Origin of the sequence: Xanthomonas sp. NCPPB 1062 (assembly GCF_041481705.2) — a bacterium.
GTDB classification, from domain to species: Bacteria; Pseudomonadota; Gammaproteobacteria; order Xanthomonadales; family Xanthomonadaceae; genus Xanthomonas; species Xanthomonas euvesicatoria.
Genome location: NZ_CM192987.1, coordinates 2,691,535 through 2,705,796, shown reverse-complemented (window position 1 = coordinate 2,705,796; position 14,262 = coordinate 2,691,535). Strand labels below are relative to the sequence as shown.

The following is a 14,262-nucleotide window of genomic DNA, read 5'->3' as shown; positions in this document are numbered from 1 at the left end:
CAGTTTACCATCTACGGCCGAACAGCTTCCCGATCTCCGTTCATGTCCGTCAGCCAGCGCATCCGATTCGTTCTTGTGGGTACCCAGCATCCAGGCAACATCGGCGCTGCAGCGCGTGCGATGAAGACCATGGGGGTTTCGCGCCTGGTGCTGGTGGCACCGGAGCGCGCACTCGACGAAGACGCCTATCGGCGCTCGGCCGGCGCAGAAGACGTGCTGAGCCAGGCGCCGATCTTCGCGACACTGGGCGAGGCGGTGGCCGACTGCACGCTGGTGATTGGCTGCACTGCGCGCGCGCGCCGGGTAGCGCTGGAAGAACTGCTGCCGGACGAGGGCGCGCAGCGTGCCCTGGCCAAGGCGGGCGAGCCGGCCGAGGTGGCCTTCGTGTTCGGCCGCGAGCGCACCGGTCTGACCAACGACGAGCTGCAGCTGTGCCACGCCGCGGTCCACATTCCCTCCGATCCGCAGTTCAGTTCGCTCAATCTGGCCGCGGCCGTGCAGGTGCTGGCGTACGAGGTGCGACTGGCGCAGCTGGCGGCAGGCGAGGCCGAACGCGCGCCGGCAGCGGCTCCGGGCTTGCGCGACGGGCCGGCCAGCCACGCACAGCTGGAAGGGATGTTCGGCCAGCTGGGCGACACGCTGGACGAGATCGACTTCCACAAGGGCCGTGCGCCGGAGTCGGCGATGCGCAAGTTGCGCCGGTTGTTGCTGCGCGCAGAGATGACCGAGCAGGAGGTGCGGCTGATTCGCGGCATCCTGTCCGATGCGCAGCGCATGGCCATGCTTGCCAAGCAGGCCGGAAACTGACGTCTGTCACATCTTCAAAGATTCGGCTAGGCTGTCCGCGGCTCTAGGGGAGTGTCCGTTTTGCGCGGTCTACGATGGTGTCTGATTGCCTGCTGGCTGATTGCCGGGGCAGGCTTGGCCGTGACGGCTGCGGCAGCGCCTTCCTCGGTCCTGGTGCTTGGACGGATCAGCGATGATCCCGCCAGCCATTACGAGCAGCTCAAGCCCTTGCTGGATTACGTGGTGCCGCGCATGCGCGAGGTCGGGATCCGCCGCGGCGAAATCCTGATGGCGCCCGATGCGCGCCAGATGTCCAGCTATCTGCGGCGCGGCCGGGTCGATTGGGTCAGCGAAACGACCGGCGCGGCGATGCTGCTGGAACAGCGCGGCAGCGCGCATCCCTTGCTCATGACCGAGCGTGGCGGACTGCGCGACTTCCACACGGTGTTCTTCGTGCGCCGCGACAGCTCGATCCAGTCGCTGTCGCAGTTGCGCGGCCATACCCTGGCATTGCAGAACGCCTCGTCCACCAGCGGCTACCTGCTACCGTTGCTCGAACTGCTGCGCAACGGCATCGCATGCGATGTGCTGCTGTCGGCCGACGACACCCCGGCACGCGGATCGGCCGGCTATCTGATGGTGGGGTCGAAATTGAACGTTGCCGCGTTCGTGCACAAACATCTGATCGACGTGGGCGCGCTCAGCAACGTCGATTGGGACGACGAACGCCACATGCCACCGGTGTTCAAGCGCGACTTCCGCATCGTGCACCGCACTGCGCCGGTGCCGCGCGCGGTGGAAATGGTGCGCGCAGGAATGGACCCGGCCGTGGAGCAGCGTCTGCGGGTGGTGTTGCTGCAGGCCGCCTCCGACCCCAAGGCGGGCCCGGCGCTGAAGCGCTTTTTCGACACTACCGGGTTCCATCCGCTGGATCCCGCTAGCCGCCGACGTCTGCAAGAGTTGAGCGCGGGCGTGCAACGCGTCAGGGATCACGTGGAATGACTCAGGTGCGCTTCGGCTTGCAGGCACGCTTTCTCTTGGTGATGGCGCTGACGCTGCTGCTGGTCGGTGCGATCCTGGCTTCGCTGCTGCAGCGACAAAGCGCGATGCAGCGCGAGGTGCGCGGCTTGAGTGCGCAGATCCTGCACGAGCTGTTCGATCGCAGCCTGCGCACGCGCGGCGAAACGCTGGCGACCGAGCTGGCTTCCGGCTTGGCCAACCCCTTGTATTACTCGGACCTGGGCGCGATGGGTGCGCTGGTGCGCAATGCCTCGCGCCAGCAGGTGGTGAGCTATGTGCTGGTGTTCGACCGCCATGGCCGGCTGGTGCACGACGGCACGCCGACCTTGCAGCGTTACGGGCAGGCCATGACCGATCCGCTCGCCGCCAAGGCGCTGGCGGCGCAGGCGATGGTGTTGCAGTCCTCGCCGGAGGTGCTGGATGTGACGGTGCCGATCAAGATCGGCGACCAGCGCATCGGTGGCGTGCGCGTGGGCATGTCGCGCGAGCGGGTGCGCAAGATCGAATCCGGCGCCAATCTCACCCTGGTGCAGAACCTCAACGCCATCGGCAAGCGTGATCTGGGCTGGTTGCTGGTCCTGCTGGCTGCGCTGGTCGGGCTGGGCGTGTTGCTGGCCATCTACGTGCAGCGCACGCTGGTGGCGCCGATTCGGTTGCTGGCGGCAGCGGCAAGGCAGATCGAACGGGGCGACTATGCGGTGCAGCTGCCGCCGCACCCCCGCAACGACGAGATCGGCGAGTTGATTTCCGCGTTCGGGCGCATGAGCGAAAGCATCGCCCGGCACGACCGCGAAGTGCGGCACATGGCCTACACCGACGCGTTGACCGGGCTGACCAACCGGCTGGGCTTTCGCGAGGGTCTGGATCATCTGCTCCACACCGCGCGCAGCACCGACAGCAAGCTGGCCTTGCTGTTTGCCGATATCGACGACTTCAAACGCGTCAACGACACGCTTGGCCATGAGGCCGGCGACGAGGCCTTGCTGCAGTTCGCCAGCCGCATCAGCCGCGCAGTTGCCGCGCTGGGCGGCGACGATGCGATTCTGGCGCGCTTTGGCGGCGATGAGTTCGTGATCCTGCTGCAGAGCGGCGATGTCAGCCTGCTGGCGGCGCAACTGGCCGACCGGCTGGTGCACGAACTGAGCCGGCCGTTGAACGTGCAGGGCCGCGAGGTGTTCCTGGGGACCTCGATCGGCATCACGCTGTTCCCCGATGATGCGCGCGATGCCACCGCGCTGCTGAAGAACGGCGACATCGCCATGTACCAGGCCAAGGTCGCCGGCAAGAACTGCCATCGCTTCTACAGCCGCGCCGCCGATCACGCGGTGGAGCGCCGCGTGCACATGGAGCACGAGTTGCGCGGGGCCTGGGAACGCGACGAGCTGCGCCTGGTCTACCAGCCGATCTACCGCACCAGCGACCGTGTGCTGGTGGGCGTGGAGGTGCTGCTGCGCTGGCAGCATCCGGCGCTGGGAACGATCGCGCCGTCCACCTTTATCGATATTGCCGAGCAGAGCGGCCTGATCGAAGTAATCGGCCCCAAGGTGCTGCGCGCGGCCTGCCTGGAGGCGGCGCAGTGGCCAGTGGTGGGCGAGGGTTTGTTCGTGTCGGTCAATGTTTCGCCGCGGCAACTGCGCAGCGGTGCGCTGATCGACACCGTGGCCGGGTGCCTGGCCGAGTCGGGGCTGCCGGCCGCGCGCCTGCATCTGGAGCTGACCGAGACCGCGGTGATCGGCGACGAGATGATGGCGGCCAGCCTGCTCGACCAACTGCACCGCACCGGCGTGAAGGTATGGCTGGACGATTTCGGCACCGGCTTCTCCGGCTTGAGCCATCTGCGTCAGGTGCCGGTGGACGGGGTCAAGATCGACAAGAGTTTCGTTGCCGACCTGCAGCGCGACCCGGACGATCTGGCGCTGACCACCGCGATCATCAACATGGCGCACTCGCTGGGAATCACCGTGGTTGCCGAAGGCATCGAGCAGGAAGCGCAATTCAATCTGTTGCGCGAGCGCGGTTGCGACCTGGGGCAGGGCTATTGGTTCAGCAGGCCGTTGAGCCCGGCCGATATGGTCAAGCTGATCGCGGCGGGGTGAGTGCCCTCGGAGCGCGCCTGAGCGCGACGGGCGTCACCGGTAAAGCGCCATCGCGCCCGGGTGCGCTCCTGCGAAGAGCGTGTCTGGGTCGTTGCAGCGATCATCACTGGGGACTTCGCGCAGTGCCGGATAACAGCGTAGGAGCGCACCTGAGCGCGATCGGGCTTTACTGGATAAAGCTCCATCGCGCCCGGGTGCGCTCCTACGACCGGTTGCGCTGAGGTCCGGGCGGTTACAGCGGCCGCTTGCCGGTATCGCCGGGGATTTCACGCACCAGCCGCGGGACCAGGTAGCCGGACAGGCGGGCAGCCAGCTCGGCATGCAGCGCGCGCGCGCGCGCATCGTCCACTTCGAAATGCGCCACCCCGGCGACCCGGTCGAGCTGATGCAGGTAGTAGGGCAGCACGCCGGCGGCAAAGCTGCGCTCGCTCAGCGCCGCCAGCGCATCCACGCTGTCGTTGACGCCACGCAACAGCACGGCCTGGTTGAGCAAGTGTGCGCCGGTGTCGCGCAGCCCCCGCACGGCGGCGTCTACCGCGGGGTCGAATTCGTTGGCATGGTTGGCATGCAGTACGAACGCCACCGGCCACGGTAGGCTGCGCAGCCAGGCCTGCAGTGGCGCATCCACGCGCTCCGGCAGCACGATCGGCAGGCGGCTGTGGATGCGCAGGCGCTTGAGATGCGGGATGGGCGCCAGGGCGTCGGTGAGTTCGACCAGCTTGGGTGTGGCCAACGAGAGCGGGTCGCCGCCGGAAAGCAGCACTTCCTCGATGCCGGGGTCGGCGGCGATCGCGGCCACCGCTTCACGCCAGCCATCGCGCGCAGCGGTCTCTTCGGCATACGGAAAGTGGCGGCGGAAGCAGTAGCGGCAGTGCACCGCGCAGCTGCCGGTGGCGATCAGCAGGGCACGGCCGCGGTATTTCTGGATCACCCCGGCAGCGGTCCGGGCGGCGGCATCGCCCACCGCATCCAGGCCGAAGCCCGGCACCGGCTGCATTTCCGCATCCAGCGGCAGCACCTGGCGCAGCAGCGGGTCGTGCAGGTCGCCATGGCGCATGCGCGCCACGAAGGCGCGCGGCACCCGCAGTGGAAACTGGGCGGCGGCGGCAGCGCTGATTGCCGCCGCTTGCGCATCCAGGCCCAGCAGCTGCAGCAGCACGCGCGGGTCGCGCACGGCGTCGCGCCACTGCTGTTGCCAGCGCGCTGGCTGCAGGGCGGGGGGCGGGGATGGCTGTAAGGCGAGGGGGGCTGCGGTTATCATGTGCGGTCACAAAACCAAATGCCCGCCGGTTGCGGCGGGCGCCCCATTCTAATCCGACCTGCCACCGCGTGGCGGGTCGTGGTCTTATCGAGGAGCTGCACCATGGCCACTGTTGGCATGAACGACGTCAAGAACGGCATGAAGATCCTGGTCAACAACGAGCCGGCGGTCATCACCGAGACCGAATACGTCAAGCCGGGCAAGGGCCAGGCCTTCACCCGCATGAAGTACCGCTTCATCAAGTCCGGTCGCGTGGTCGAAATGACCATGAAGGCGACCGACGATGTGGAAGTGGCCGACGTGGTCGATACCGACATGCGCTACCTCTACAGCGATGGCGAGTACTGGCACTTCATGGACCCGGAAACCTTCGAGCAGGTGCAGACCGACAAGGCCGGCATGGGCGGCGCCGACAAGTGGCTCAAGGGCGAGGAAGACTGCATCGTGACCTTGTGGAACGGCACCCCGATCTGGGTGCAGCCGCCGAACTTCGTCGAGCTGAAGATCACCGAGACCGATCCGGGCGTGCGCGGCGACACCTCCGGCGGCGGCGGCAAGCCGGCCACGCTGGAAACCGGCGCGGTGGTGCGCGTGCCGCTGTTCGTCAACCAGGACGAGATCATCAAGGTCGATACCCGTTCGGGCGAATACTCGGCGCGCGTCAAGTAATCCAGATGCGCCTGGGACGCCGGTCCGGTCGAGCAGTACGCAGCGCCAGTGTCCTGATGACGCCAGGAGCAGCCGAAGAAACGACTGCGCCGTTGCCAGGCCTGGGCGGCCGGTGTCTGGAATCTGCATGGGCCACGCGTGCACTGCCGGTCCCGTGCGCCATTGGCTCGCACCTGACGGCCGCGTGCGTCGCGTTGCTGGCCGGGCTGAGCGGCCTGCTGGCGGCGTGTCCGGTGCTTGCGCAAACCGCCGCCGCCACCGCCTGCGACGCGCAAATCGTGGCGGCGGTGGCAGCTGGCGCGGCGTCCGGCGCCGCAGGGGCGGTGCCGGTCGACCATGCCGTGGCGCAGACCTGCAAGCCGTGGCCGTACGACCCATCGATACGGCTGGCGGCCATTGCGTTCGCCAGCGATGCCGCCACCGAGGCAGGCGAACGCAACCTTGAGTTGCGCGTTGCCATGCTCGATGCCCGCACTGCCCAGGTCGTTGCCTTGTACACGCAGGACATGGGCGAAGATGCCGGCTTCGAACTTGCTGCCGACAGTCTGCGCCTGGATACCGCACGCTATGACCTGGCGCAGGGCGTGCGTGCGGTTGGCGTGGTGGTGCACAGCGTTGCGCGCGGGCCCAGTTGTCCGGATTTCGACAGCAACGATGCATTGATCTTGCTGGTGCGCGAACAGCGCCGGTTGCGCCCGGTGCTGCAGCGGGATCTCACTGTCTGGCGGCGGGTAAAAGGCGAACCGTGCAACTGGGGCGCGACGGGTGTGGTGACCGAGCGCGGCACGCTCACCCTGTCGATGGACGCGCCGGTCCACGCGGGCTATGCCGACATCGCAGTCACTGCCAACCTGGTGACTTCCACCACCGTCGAGGATGCAGACGACATCGAGCGCACGCACCGCCAGCGCCAGGTGCTGCGCTACGACGGCACGCGGTATGCGCCTGTGTCACGCTCCGACGACTCCTGGCCGTTCGGCAACTAACTTCAATGGATCCACTCATGACCAACGCTCCGCCCGAACCCTGCGACCTGCTGATCGAGGCCGGCTACGTCGTGCCGATCGAACCGCATGCGGTGGTGCTGGAAGACCACGCGGTCGCGGTCAGTCACGGCGTCATCGTTGCCGTGCTGCCGGCTGCCGAAGCACGCACGCGTTTTGCGCCCAAGCAGACCGTGTCGCGGCCCGATGCGGCGTTGATGCCGGGACTGGTCAATGCGCATACGCATAATCCGATGACGCTGCTGCGCGGCGTCGCCGACGACCTGCCGCTGATGGTGTGGTTGCAGCAGCACATCTGGCCGGTGGAAGCGGCGGTGATCGGGCCGGAATTCGTGGCTGATGGCACCACGCTGGCAATCGCCGAAATGCTGCGCGGTGGTACGACCTGCGTTAACGAAAACTACTTCTTCGCCGATGTGCAGGCGGCCGTCTACAAGCAGCACGGCTTCCGTGCGCTGGTGGGCGCGGTGATCATCGATTTCCCGACCGCATGGGCATCGTCGGACGACGAATACTTCGCGCGTGCCGGCGAACTGCACGACCAATGGCGCGACGATCCGTTGATCAGCACCGCGTTCGCGCCGCATGCGCCGTATACCGTGAACGATGCCAACTTCGAACGCGTACGCATGCTGGCCGACCAGCTCGACATCCCGGTGCATCTGCATACGCACGAAACCGCGCAGGAAGTGGCCGATTCGATCAAGCAGTACGGCCAGCGCCCGCTGGCGCGGCTGGATCGCCTGGGCCTGGTCAACGACCGCCTGATCGCGGTGCACATGACCCAGCTCACCGATGCGGAAATCCATCTGTGCGCCGAGCGCGGCGTCAGCGTGGTGCATTGCCCCGAATCCAATCTCAAGCTCGCTTCGGGCTTTTGCCCGGCATGCGCGCTGCAGCGTGCGGGCGTGAATCTGGCCATCGGCACCGACGGCTGTGCCAGCAACAACGACCTGGACATGTTCAGCGAAAACCGTACCGCCGCCATTCTGGCCAAGGCCGTGGCCAACGATGCGACCGCGCTGGACGCGGCGACCACGTTGCGTGCGGCCACGTTAGGCGGCGCGCGTGCCTTGGGCTTCGGCGACAGGATCGGTTCGATCGAGATCGGCAAGCAGGCCGACCTGATCTGCGTGGATCTGGCCGCACTGGAAACCCAGCCGCTGCATCATGTGCTGTCGCAGCTGATCTACGCGGCTGGCCGCCATCAGGTCACCGATGTGTGGATCGCCGGAAAGCCCAAACTGGTGCAGCGCGAGCTCATCGACATGGATACCGCCGCCCTTCTCGCCAATGCGCGGCAGTGGCGCGAACGCATCCGCACCGTCCGCGCCTGAGCGCGCGTCACCGCATCACGGAGCCCCCGCATGAATTCGAATACGCACGCCAAATCCAGCAATTTCCATCAGAGCGAGCTGGATAAATTCGCCGCGCTGGCCAACCGCTGGTGGGATGCCGACGGCCCGCAGAAGCCGCTGCATGCGCTCAATCCTGTGCGTCTGGAGTATGTGTCCACGCGGCTGGAACTTGCCGGTGCGCGCGCGCTCGATGTCGGCTGCGGTGGCGGGTTGCTCAGCGAATCGATGGCACGTCTGGGCGCGCAGGTGACTGCGATCGACCTGGCGCCGGAACTGGTGAAGGTGGCGCGTCTGCACAGCCTGGAATCGGGCGTGCAGGTCGACTATCGCGTGCAATCGGTGGAAGACCTGGCCGCCGAACAGCCGGGCAGCTTCGATGCGGTGACCTGCATGGAAATGCTCGAACACGTGCCGGATCCGACCGCGATCATTCGTGCCTGCGCCAGCCTGCTCAAGCCGGGCGGCAAGCTGTTCCTGTCCACGCTCAATCGCACCCCTGCCGCGTTCGCGCTGGCGGTGGTGGGCGCCGAATACATCGCGCGTCTGCTGCCCAAGGGCACGCACCACTACAAGGATTTCATCAAGCCGGCCGAGCTTGCGGCGTGGCTGCGCAACGCCGGGCTGCAGCTCGAAGACGTCAGCGGCATGCTGTACGAGCCGTGGCGCAATCGCGCCCGCCTGTCCTCGCGTACCGAGGTGAATTACCTGGCGTATGCGGTGAAGCCGTGATGGGCGGGGAATCGGGAATCGGGAGTCGGGAATCGCAAAGGCGGTTCGCTGAGGGTTTGAGATTTTCTCGTTTCGGGTGGAGTGCATGCAGTTGCATGCCCGTGGCGCTGTGGTGAGTTTCCCGCGTGCGGCGTTGTTCGATCTGGATGGCACCTTGCTGGACAGCGCGCCGGACATGCTCGCGACAGTCAACGCCATGCTGGATGCGCGTGGGCGTGCACCACTTGCGTTGGCGTCGCTGCGCCCGGTGGTTTCCAAAGGTGCGCGTGCGATGCTCGGCGTGGCCTTTGCCGAGCTCGATGCCGCGGCGAGCGCGGCGCTGCTGCCGGAATTCCTGCAGCGCTACGAAGGCCTGATCGGCACGCAATCGCAGCTGTTCGATGGCATCGAACAGATGCTGGTGCGGCTGGAGGATGCCGGCTGCGTGTGGGGCATCGTCACCAACAAGCCCGAATATCTGGCACGCCTGATCCTGCCGCAGTTGGGCTGGGAGCAGCGCTGCGCGGTGCTGATTGGTGGCGACACGCTGGCCGAGCGCAAACCGCATCCGTTGCCGCTGGTGATAGCCGCAGAACGCATCGGCGTTGCACCTGCGCAATGCGTGTATGTGGGCGACGATGAGCGCGACATCGTGGCTGCGCGCGCGGCGGCGATGGCGTCGGTCGCGGCGTTGTGGGGCTATCGTCTAGACGACGACGACCCGACGCACTGGCAGGCCGATGTGCTGGTCGAGCAGCCGCAGGCACTTTGGAATGCGGCAACGTGGCCGCAGATCTGATCTTTCTTCGTATTTTTCCGGACCCGCCATGAGCCAATCCAGCGCGCTCGACAGTTTTCTCGACAAGTGGGCCACCCGCTGGCCGGAATGGTCGGTTGCCGAACCGTTCGTGCCTGAGCCGCAACGCCGTCTGGCAGTTGCCTGGTTCGCGTTGCTGCAGGAATGGGAAGACATCATGAATATCGCCGGCGACCCGTTGCCGGCCGATGCCAAGCTGGCGTGGTGGCAGCAGGAGCTGCGTGACTGGTCGAGCCAGCGCTCGCGCCATCCGTTGGGGCGCGTGCTTGAGCCGGTGCGTGCGCCGTGGTCACAGCTGGCCGACACCTTGCCGGCCATGCAGGCCGCGCGCGTCCAGCCACAATCGCTGCAGCACGCGCTAGGGGCACTGCGCACGTTCGCCGAGGCGGTGATTGCGGTGGAAGCGGTGCTGTTCGCACGGGCACGGCCTGGCGATGCCAGTGCGGTGGCGGTGCAATGGCTGGATGCACGCCAACGCGTGGCCGGCGACGGCGCAGCGCCCGGTGGCGTTGCCACGTCCGCCTGGCGCACGCAGCTGCTGCAGGCCTGGCCGCGCAAGGTCGCGTTGGCGCGGCCGCACCGGGTGTGGTCGCGTCTGGCACGGCTGCGCCTGCAGCGCGAGCTGGCGGGCAAGCCTGCGTACCCGCCGCCGATGCAACAGCTCTGGCATAGCTGGCGTGCCGCCAGCGGCACCGATTAAGCGGCGCCGGTACGTCAGCTGCGTGCGCAGCATGCGCGTGTGTGGCGTGACGGGCGCGGCGGCCCAGTCTGTCGTGTTCGGAGCGGGCCGATTGGCAGCACAGCGCTAAGGTAATGACAGCGCCAATCGTGCGTAGGCCTTGCGACGCAGTCAGGCCGTTCGCACGCACTCTTATCGGCAGCCGGTGCGCTGCCGTTGTCGCGGCCGAGACGACCCGCGCGACGCCACGCACACGCAGGGATCCCGGCAGGAATTCCAGCTCGTCGCGCGAGGCCGCAAGCACGGGCAATGCCGGGCTTGCGGCGCAGTTGCGGTGAAGCGCCGACTCAGTTGGCCGCGCCGGACCCGCTATTGTTGTATTCGTAGAAACGGTTGGCCGAATTGGTGCAGTTGCTGCTGCAATACGGGCGGCCGACCGTTGATGCATTCCATGGCGCGGTCTTGCGGATATGGCTGCCCAGGGTCGAGTCACGTACCGTCACCTGGCCGTTGGGCGAAGTGCCGTTGACGTAAGAACTCAGGCTGCCGACGCTCTCGTCCCACGCACGTCCAAGATAGGTGTTGTTGTCCGGGGAGCCGGAGACACCGGTAAAGCTGCTGTTGATCGCCAGAAATCCGTAGCTGCTGCCAGGACGCGTGCTGGGCGCAAAAATATAGCCGCCGCGGCTGCTGCCCAGGCGTGCGCCGGTGGAACGGATGGTGGCGCCATCGAAAACACCGACGCCGGAGCCGAAGATGAAATCGACATCGCCTTCGATGGTGCTGTTCTTGAAATACGCCCGGATCACATTGGACGCGCTGGTCGCGCTGATCAACAAGGTGTCCTGGTTGCCGGTCACCAGGACATCCTGGAAGTTGGCCTTGTCGCCACGCACAGCCAGCGCCACCGCCGATTGATTGTTGTCGGTGTAGGTGCCTTCCACATAGTTGTTGTCCACGCGCAGGTGGCGCGCCTCGAAATTCGCCGCGCGCACCGTGAACGTCGCGCTGTTGGAGGTGCCAACCGTGGTCGCCGACGCATTGCTCGCACACGGGTGGCTTGCGGTGCCGGCTGGCTTGGGAGTGGGGTTGGCATTGTTGAAGCGGATGACGGTGTCGCCGGTATTTGTGCCCAGCCCGAACAGCGTCAGCGGTGGCGCATTGTTCGGCACGCAGACCAGCTCGGTGTAAGTGCCCGCCTTGATGCTGATATAGCGACGTGTGGTGCCGCCGGCAGCCACGGCAGCGTCGATGGCAGATTGCACGGTGCGGTAGCGTGTTGAGCCGTCGGCCGCCACTGCGTAATCGGCACTGAGTAGGGCGACACCTGCGGTGGGGTTCCAGTTATCGGTCACCAATGCGCTGATCGGCCCGGCTTTGGCCAAGGCTTTGGCGATCGTATAACTGCTCGCTTCGCTGCTGGTGAGTTGCGGCCGTGTGGCAGTGCCGGTCAATGCCAGCGCAGTGGCGCTAACAAGGCTCAGCACTGCGGCAGCGAGACAGGTCGAACGGATGTGCGTTGCAGACATGTGGTGGCGCTCTCTCAGAAGGGGACGTATGCGCAATACGCTGCAGATGCCGGCAAGCCAGGAGCGACGACGACGCCGGTGCGCGCTCGCCTGATAAACGATCGCAACAGGTGTCCGGCCGCTTCAGGATTCGGAAGCAATGCAGCGCAGGTGCAACGACGGTCGTTGCCATGCGCGGTTCTCGTTCGTGCCGCACCAGCGGCCGGCCGATCCTACTGCCGTGTTCGTTTTTCGGCTGATGACGTATCGGCCAATGTGCCGGAACTGCGAATCGGTCACGCTTTGCGGGCCGGTACTGGCGCTACAGGCCATGTCGCACGCGGACCATATTGCGGTTGCACAATGACGGCGATTCGAGATGCGTCCTCACATGCCGTGGGCGCAGGGCCTTTCAGACTGACTCACCCGCGTACGCGCGCATGTCAGGAATCGAAATGGCAGACACCAAAGAGTTGCAGGAAAAATTCTGGAAGGCGCTCAAATCCGATCGCACCGTGATGCTGGGCCTGGACGGTGTCGAAGACGGTCATGCGCGTCCGATGACCGCACAGATCGAAGGCGATAGCGGTGGACCGATCTGGTTCTTCACATCCAAGGACAACGCGCTGATCGCCATGCTGGGGCAGGGCCGCCGCGTCATCGGCGCCTTCAGCAGCAAGGGCCACGATTTGTTCGCCAGCATCAGCGGCTCGCTGCGCGAAGACACCGATCCGGCCATGGTCGACCGGTTGTGGAATCCATATGTCGCTGCGTGGTACGAAGGCGGCAAGACCGATCCGAACTTGGCGCTGCTGCGCCTGGACGCCGACCATGCGCAGATCTGGCTCAACGAGTCGAGCCTGCTGGCAGGGATCAAGGTGTTGTTGGGCGTCGACCCGAAGAAGGATTATCAGGACAAGGTGGCGGACGTTCCGCTGCGCTGAAATCTGGGGCGCACGCGCCACCGTCAAGGTGGCGTGTGCGCGCTGGTTGCGCGATTTGCTCCGCTCACCGCTGTGCGACGGCCGCATTGCCACGCTGGCCCGCCAAGCGGAGCGTGCCGATGCGCGTGCATCACCTCAACTGCATCTCCACCTGTCCGCTGGGCGGCCATCTCATGGACGGACGTACGCCAGGCGTCCTGGATCGCGGCCATCTGTGTTGCCATTGCTTGTTGGTGGAAACCAGCGCCGGGTTGGTACTGATCGATACCGGTTTCGGCCTGCGCGATGTGGCCGAGCCAGGTGCGCGCCTGAGTCGGTTTTTTCTGGCCTTGGTCAAGCCGGACTTGCGCGAGGAGATGACCGCAATCCGGCAGATACAACGGCTGGGGCTGGACCCGCGCGATGTGCGGCACATCGTGCTGACCCATCTGGATTTCGACCACGCCGGCGGGCTGGACGACTTTCCGCATGCGCGCGTGCACATGATGACGAGCGAACGCGATGCCGCACTGGCACAGCGCACCTGGATGGATCGCCAACGCTTTCGTCCGCAACAGTGGTCTACGCGCGGGCAGTGGCGCACCTACGACGGTGCAGCAGGCGAGCGCTGGATGGGGCTGGAGTGCGTGCGCGACCTGCATGGATTACCGCCAGAGCTGCTGATGGTGCCGCTTCCCGGGCACACGCTGGGTCATGCCGCGGTTGCGGTGCACACGCCGGCACGATGGCTGCTGCTGGCAGGCGATGCATATTTCTTCCATCGCGAAATGGATCCGGACGCGCCTTACTGCACGCCAGGGCTGCGCGCATATCAATGGATGTTGGAGAAGGACCGCGCCGCGCGCTTGAGCAACCAGCAGCGCCTGCGCGCTCTACGGCAACAGCATGCAGGTGAGGTGGAGGTGTTCTGTTCGCACGATGTGAGCGAGTTCGAGCGTATCGTCGGGCAGCCGGCCCGCCTGCCGAGCGGCGCCTTGCTGCACGCACCCACGCCGCAGTGATCCGCACTTCACCACGCGCCAACGCACCGCAGCGCGATGATCTGCCACCGGCACAGCGCGCTTGCGTGATGACGCCATTCCAGGAGATTGAACATGCAGCAGATCGAAATTGGCCAGATGGTATTTCTACGCGATGGCGAAGTCGGCGTCGGTGCCGTCCGCGACATCCGCAACGATGGGGACGAACTGGTCATCAATATCGAAAATGGCGGCGACTTCGTGCTGCCTGCCTCGGTGGTGCGTGATGTGCACTCGGGAAAGGTGATGCTGGATGTCGACAAGCTTCCCGATGATGTACGCAACGCCTTACGTCATCCGCATGACAACGAACTGCAGACCAGCACCTATGCCGCCAGCAACACGCAGGATGGGGCATTGAAGTGATGGATTGATTGCGAATTGCGCGGTGTG

At 65.9% G+C, this 14,262-nt stretch carries 14 protein-coding genes; 12 read left to right on the top strand and 2 right to left on the bottom strand.

Annotated features, from left to right (window positions below):
- Positions 1-42: 42 nt before the first annotated feature.
- Genes ACCQ16_RS11935 through ACCQ16_RS11925 form a run of 3 tightly spaced genes read left to right on the top strand, consistent with a single transcriptional unit; the run spans position 43 to position 3,902 of the window.
- Positions 43-807, top strand: coding sequence for an RNA methyltransferase (locus tag ACCQ16_RS11935; protein ID WP_033479051.1), 765 nt, complete (start codon positions 43-45; stop codon positions 805-807).
- A 51-nt stretch (positions 808-858) separates the two neighbouring features.
- On the top strand, positions 859-1,788 hold the full coding sequence (locus ACCQ16_RS11930) for a phosphate/phosphite/phosphonate ABC transporter substrate-binding protein (RefSeq protein WP_014090361.1): 930 nt from the start codon (positions 859-861) through the stop codon (positions 1,786-1,788).
- On the top strand, positions 1,785-3,902 hold the full coding sequence (locus tag ACCQ16_RS11925) for a putative bifunctional diguanylate cyclase/phosphodiesterase (RefSeq protein WP_277572715.1): 2,118 nt from the start codon (positions 1,785-1,787) through the stop codon (positions 3,900-3,902). Before ACCQ16_RS11930 ends, ACCQ16_RS11925 begins: the two co-directional genes overlap by 4 nt.
- Before the next feature lie 232 nt (positions 3,903-4,134).
- Here the strand turns inward: ACCQ16_RS11925 and epmB are convergent, their stop codons facing one another.
- Entirely contained in the window at positions 4,135-5,163 is a 1,029-nt protein-coding gene (epmB, locus tag ACCQ16_RS11920; protein WP_277572716.1) for an EF-P beta-lysylation protein EpmB, read from the bottom strand.
- Between the two features lie 102 nt (positions 5,164-5,265).
- Between epmB and efp the strand changes: the two genes are divergently transcribed.
- From efp to ACCQ16_RS11890, 6 genes are all read left to right on the top strand, one after another.
- Positions 5,266-5,832, top strand: coding sequence for an elongation factor P (gene efp / locus ACCQ16_RS11915; protein ID WP_007962665.1), 567 nt, complete (start codon positions 5,266-5,268; stop codon positions 5,830-5,832).
- Between the two features lie 5 nt (positions 5,833-5,837).
- On the top strand, positions 5,838-6,818 hold the full coding sequence (locus ACCQ16_RS11910) for a PA3715 family protein (protein WP_506175197.1): 981 nt from the start codon (positions 5,838-5,840) through the stop codon (positions 6,816-6,818).
- A 17-nt stretch (positions 6,819-6,835) separates the two neighbouring features.
- On the top strand, positions 6,836-8,173 hold the full coding sequence (locus ACCQ16_RS11905) for a TRZ/ATZ family hydrolase (protein ID WP_277572717.1): 1,338 nt from the start codon (positions 6,836-6,838) through the stop codon (positions 8,171-8,173).
- Between the two features lie 30 nt (positions 8,174-8,203).
- Positions 8,204-8,923 (top strand): bifunctional 2-polyprenyl-6-hydroxyphenol methylase/3-demethylubiquinol 3-O-methyltransferase UbiG, encoded by a 720-nt coding sequence (gene ubiG / locus ACCQ16_RS11900; protein WP_277572718.1) that lies wholly within the window; start codon positions 8,204-8,206, stop codon positions 8,921-8,923.
- A gap of 85 nt (positions 8,924-9,008) precedes the next feature.
- On the top strand, positions 9,009-9,701 hold the full coding sequence (locus tag ACCQ16_RS11895; RefSeq protein ID WP_277572719.1) for a phosphoglycolate phosphatase: 693 nt from the start codon (positions 9,009-9,011) through the stop codon (positions 9,699-9,701).
- Positions 9,702-9,729: 28 nt separating this feature from the next.
- Positions 9,730-10,419, top strand: coding sequence for an isoprenoid biosynthesis enzyme family protein (locus tag ACCQ16_RS11890; RefSeq protein WP_008573439.1), 690 nt, complete (start codon positions 9,730-9,732; stop codon positions 10,417-10,419).
- A 326-nt stretch (positions 10,420-10,745) separates the two neighbouring features.
- On the opposite strand, the gene ACCQ16_RS11885 is transcribed toward ACCQ16_RS11890, so the two are convergent.
- On the bottom strand, positions 10,746-11,927 hold the full coding sequence (locus ACCQ16_RS11885; RefSeq protein WP_218496398.1) for a putative acyl-CoA thioester hydrolase: 1,182 nt from the start codon (positions 11,925-11,927) through the stop codon (positions 10,746-10,748).
- 419 nt (positions 11,928-12,346) lie between these two features.
- Between ACCQ16_RS11885 and ACCQ16_RS11880 the strand changes: the two genes are divergently transcribed.
- The 3 genes from ACCQ16_RS11880 (at position 12,347) to ACCQ16_RS11870 (ending at position 14,235) form a co-directional block, all read left to right on the top strand.
- Entirely contained in the window at positions 12,347-12,850 is a 504-nt protein-coding gene (locus ACCQ16_RS11880; protein ID WP_008573434.1) for a pyridoxamine 5'-phosphate oxidase family protein, read from the top strand.
- 119 nt (positions 12,851-12,969) lie between these two features.
- Positions 12,970-13,851 (top strand): MBL fold metallo-hydrolase, encoded by an 882-nt coding sequence (locus ACCQ16_RS11875; protein WP_029819591.1) that lies wholly within the window; start codon positions 12,970-12,972, stop codon positions 13,849-13,851.
- 93 nt (positions 13,852-13,944) lie between these two features.
- Positions 13,945-14,235: a hypothetical protein gene (locus ACCQ16_RS11870; RefSeq protein WP_008573429.1), complete on the top strand. Its 291-nt coding sequence runs from the start codon at positions 13,945-13,947 to the stop codon at positions 14,233-14,235.
- Positions 14,236-14,262 lie beyond the last annotated feature (27 nt).

Excerpts from the sequence above, each read along its gene's own strand:
- ACCQ16_RS11875 (WP_029819591.1), top strand. The coding sequence starts at position 12,970 with ATGCGCGTGCATCACCTCAACTGCATCTCCACCTGTCCGCTGGGCGGC.
- ACCQ16_RS11925 (WP_277572715.1), top strand. The coding sequence starts at position 1,785 with ATGACTCAGGTGCGCTTCGGCTTGCAGGCACGCTTTCTCTTGGTGATG.
- ACCQ16_RS11885 (WP_218496398.1), bottom strand. The coding sequence starts at position 11,927 with ATGTCTGCAACGCACATCCGTTCGACCTGTCTCGCTGCCGCAGTGCTG.
- ACCQ16_RS11910 (WP_506175197.1), top strand. The coding sequence starts at position 5,838 with ATGCGCCTGGGACGCCGGTCCGGTCGAGCAGTACGCAGCGCCAGTGTC.
- ACCQ16_RS11935 (WP_033479051.1), top strand. The coding sequence starts at position 43 with ATGTCCGTCAGCCAGCGCATCCGATTCGTTCTTGTGGGTACCCAGCAT.
- ACCQ16_RS11895 (WP_277572719.1), top strand. The coding sequence starts at position 9,009 with ATGCAGTTGCATGCCCGTGGCGCTGTGGTGAGTTTCCCGCGTGCGGCG.
- ACCQ16_RS11870 (WP_008573429.1), top strand. The coding sequence starts at position 13,945 with ATGCAGCAGATCGAAATTGGCCAGATGGTATTTCTACGCGATGGCGAA.
- ubiG (WP_277572718.1), top strand. The coding sequence starts at position 8,204 with ATGAATTCGAATACGCACGCCAAATCCAGCAATTTCCATCAGAGCGAG.
- ACCQ16_RS11880 (WP_008573434.1), top strand. The coding sequence starts at position 12,347 with ATGTCAGGAATCGAAATGGCAGACACCAAAGAGTTGCAGGAAAAATTC.
- ACCQ16_RS11905 (WP_277572717.1), top strand. The coding sequence starts at position 6,836 with ATGACCAACGCTCCGCCCGAACCCTGCGACCTGCTGATCGAGGCCGGC.
- epmB (WP_277572716.1), bottom strand. The coding sequence starts at position 5,163 with ATGATAACCGCAGCCCCCCTCGCCTTACAGCCATCCCCGCCCCCCGCC.
- ACCQ16_RS11890 (WP_008573439.1), top strand. The coding sequence starts at position 9,730 with ATGAGCCAATCCAGCGCGCTCGACAGTTTTCTCGACAAGTGGGCCACC.
- efp (WP_007962665.1), top strand. The coding sequence starts at position 5,266 with ATGGCCACTGTTGGCATGAACGACGTCAAGAACGGCATGAAGATCCTG.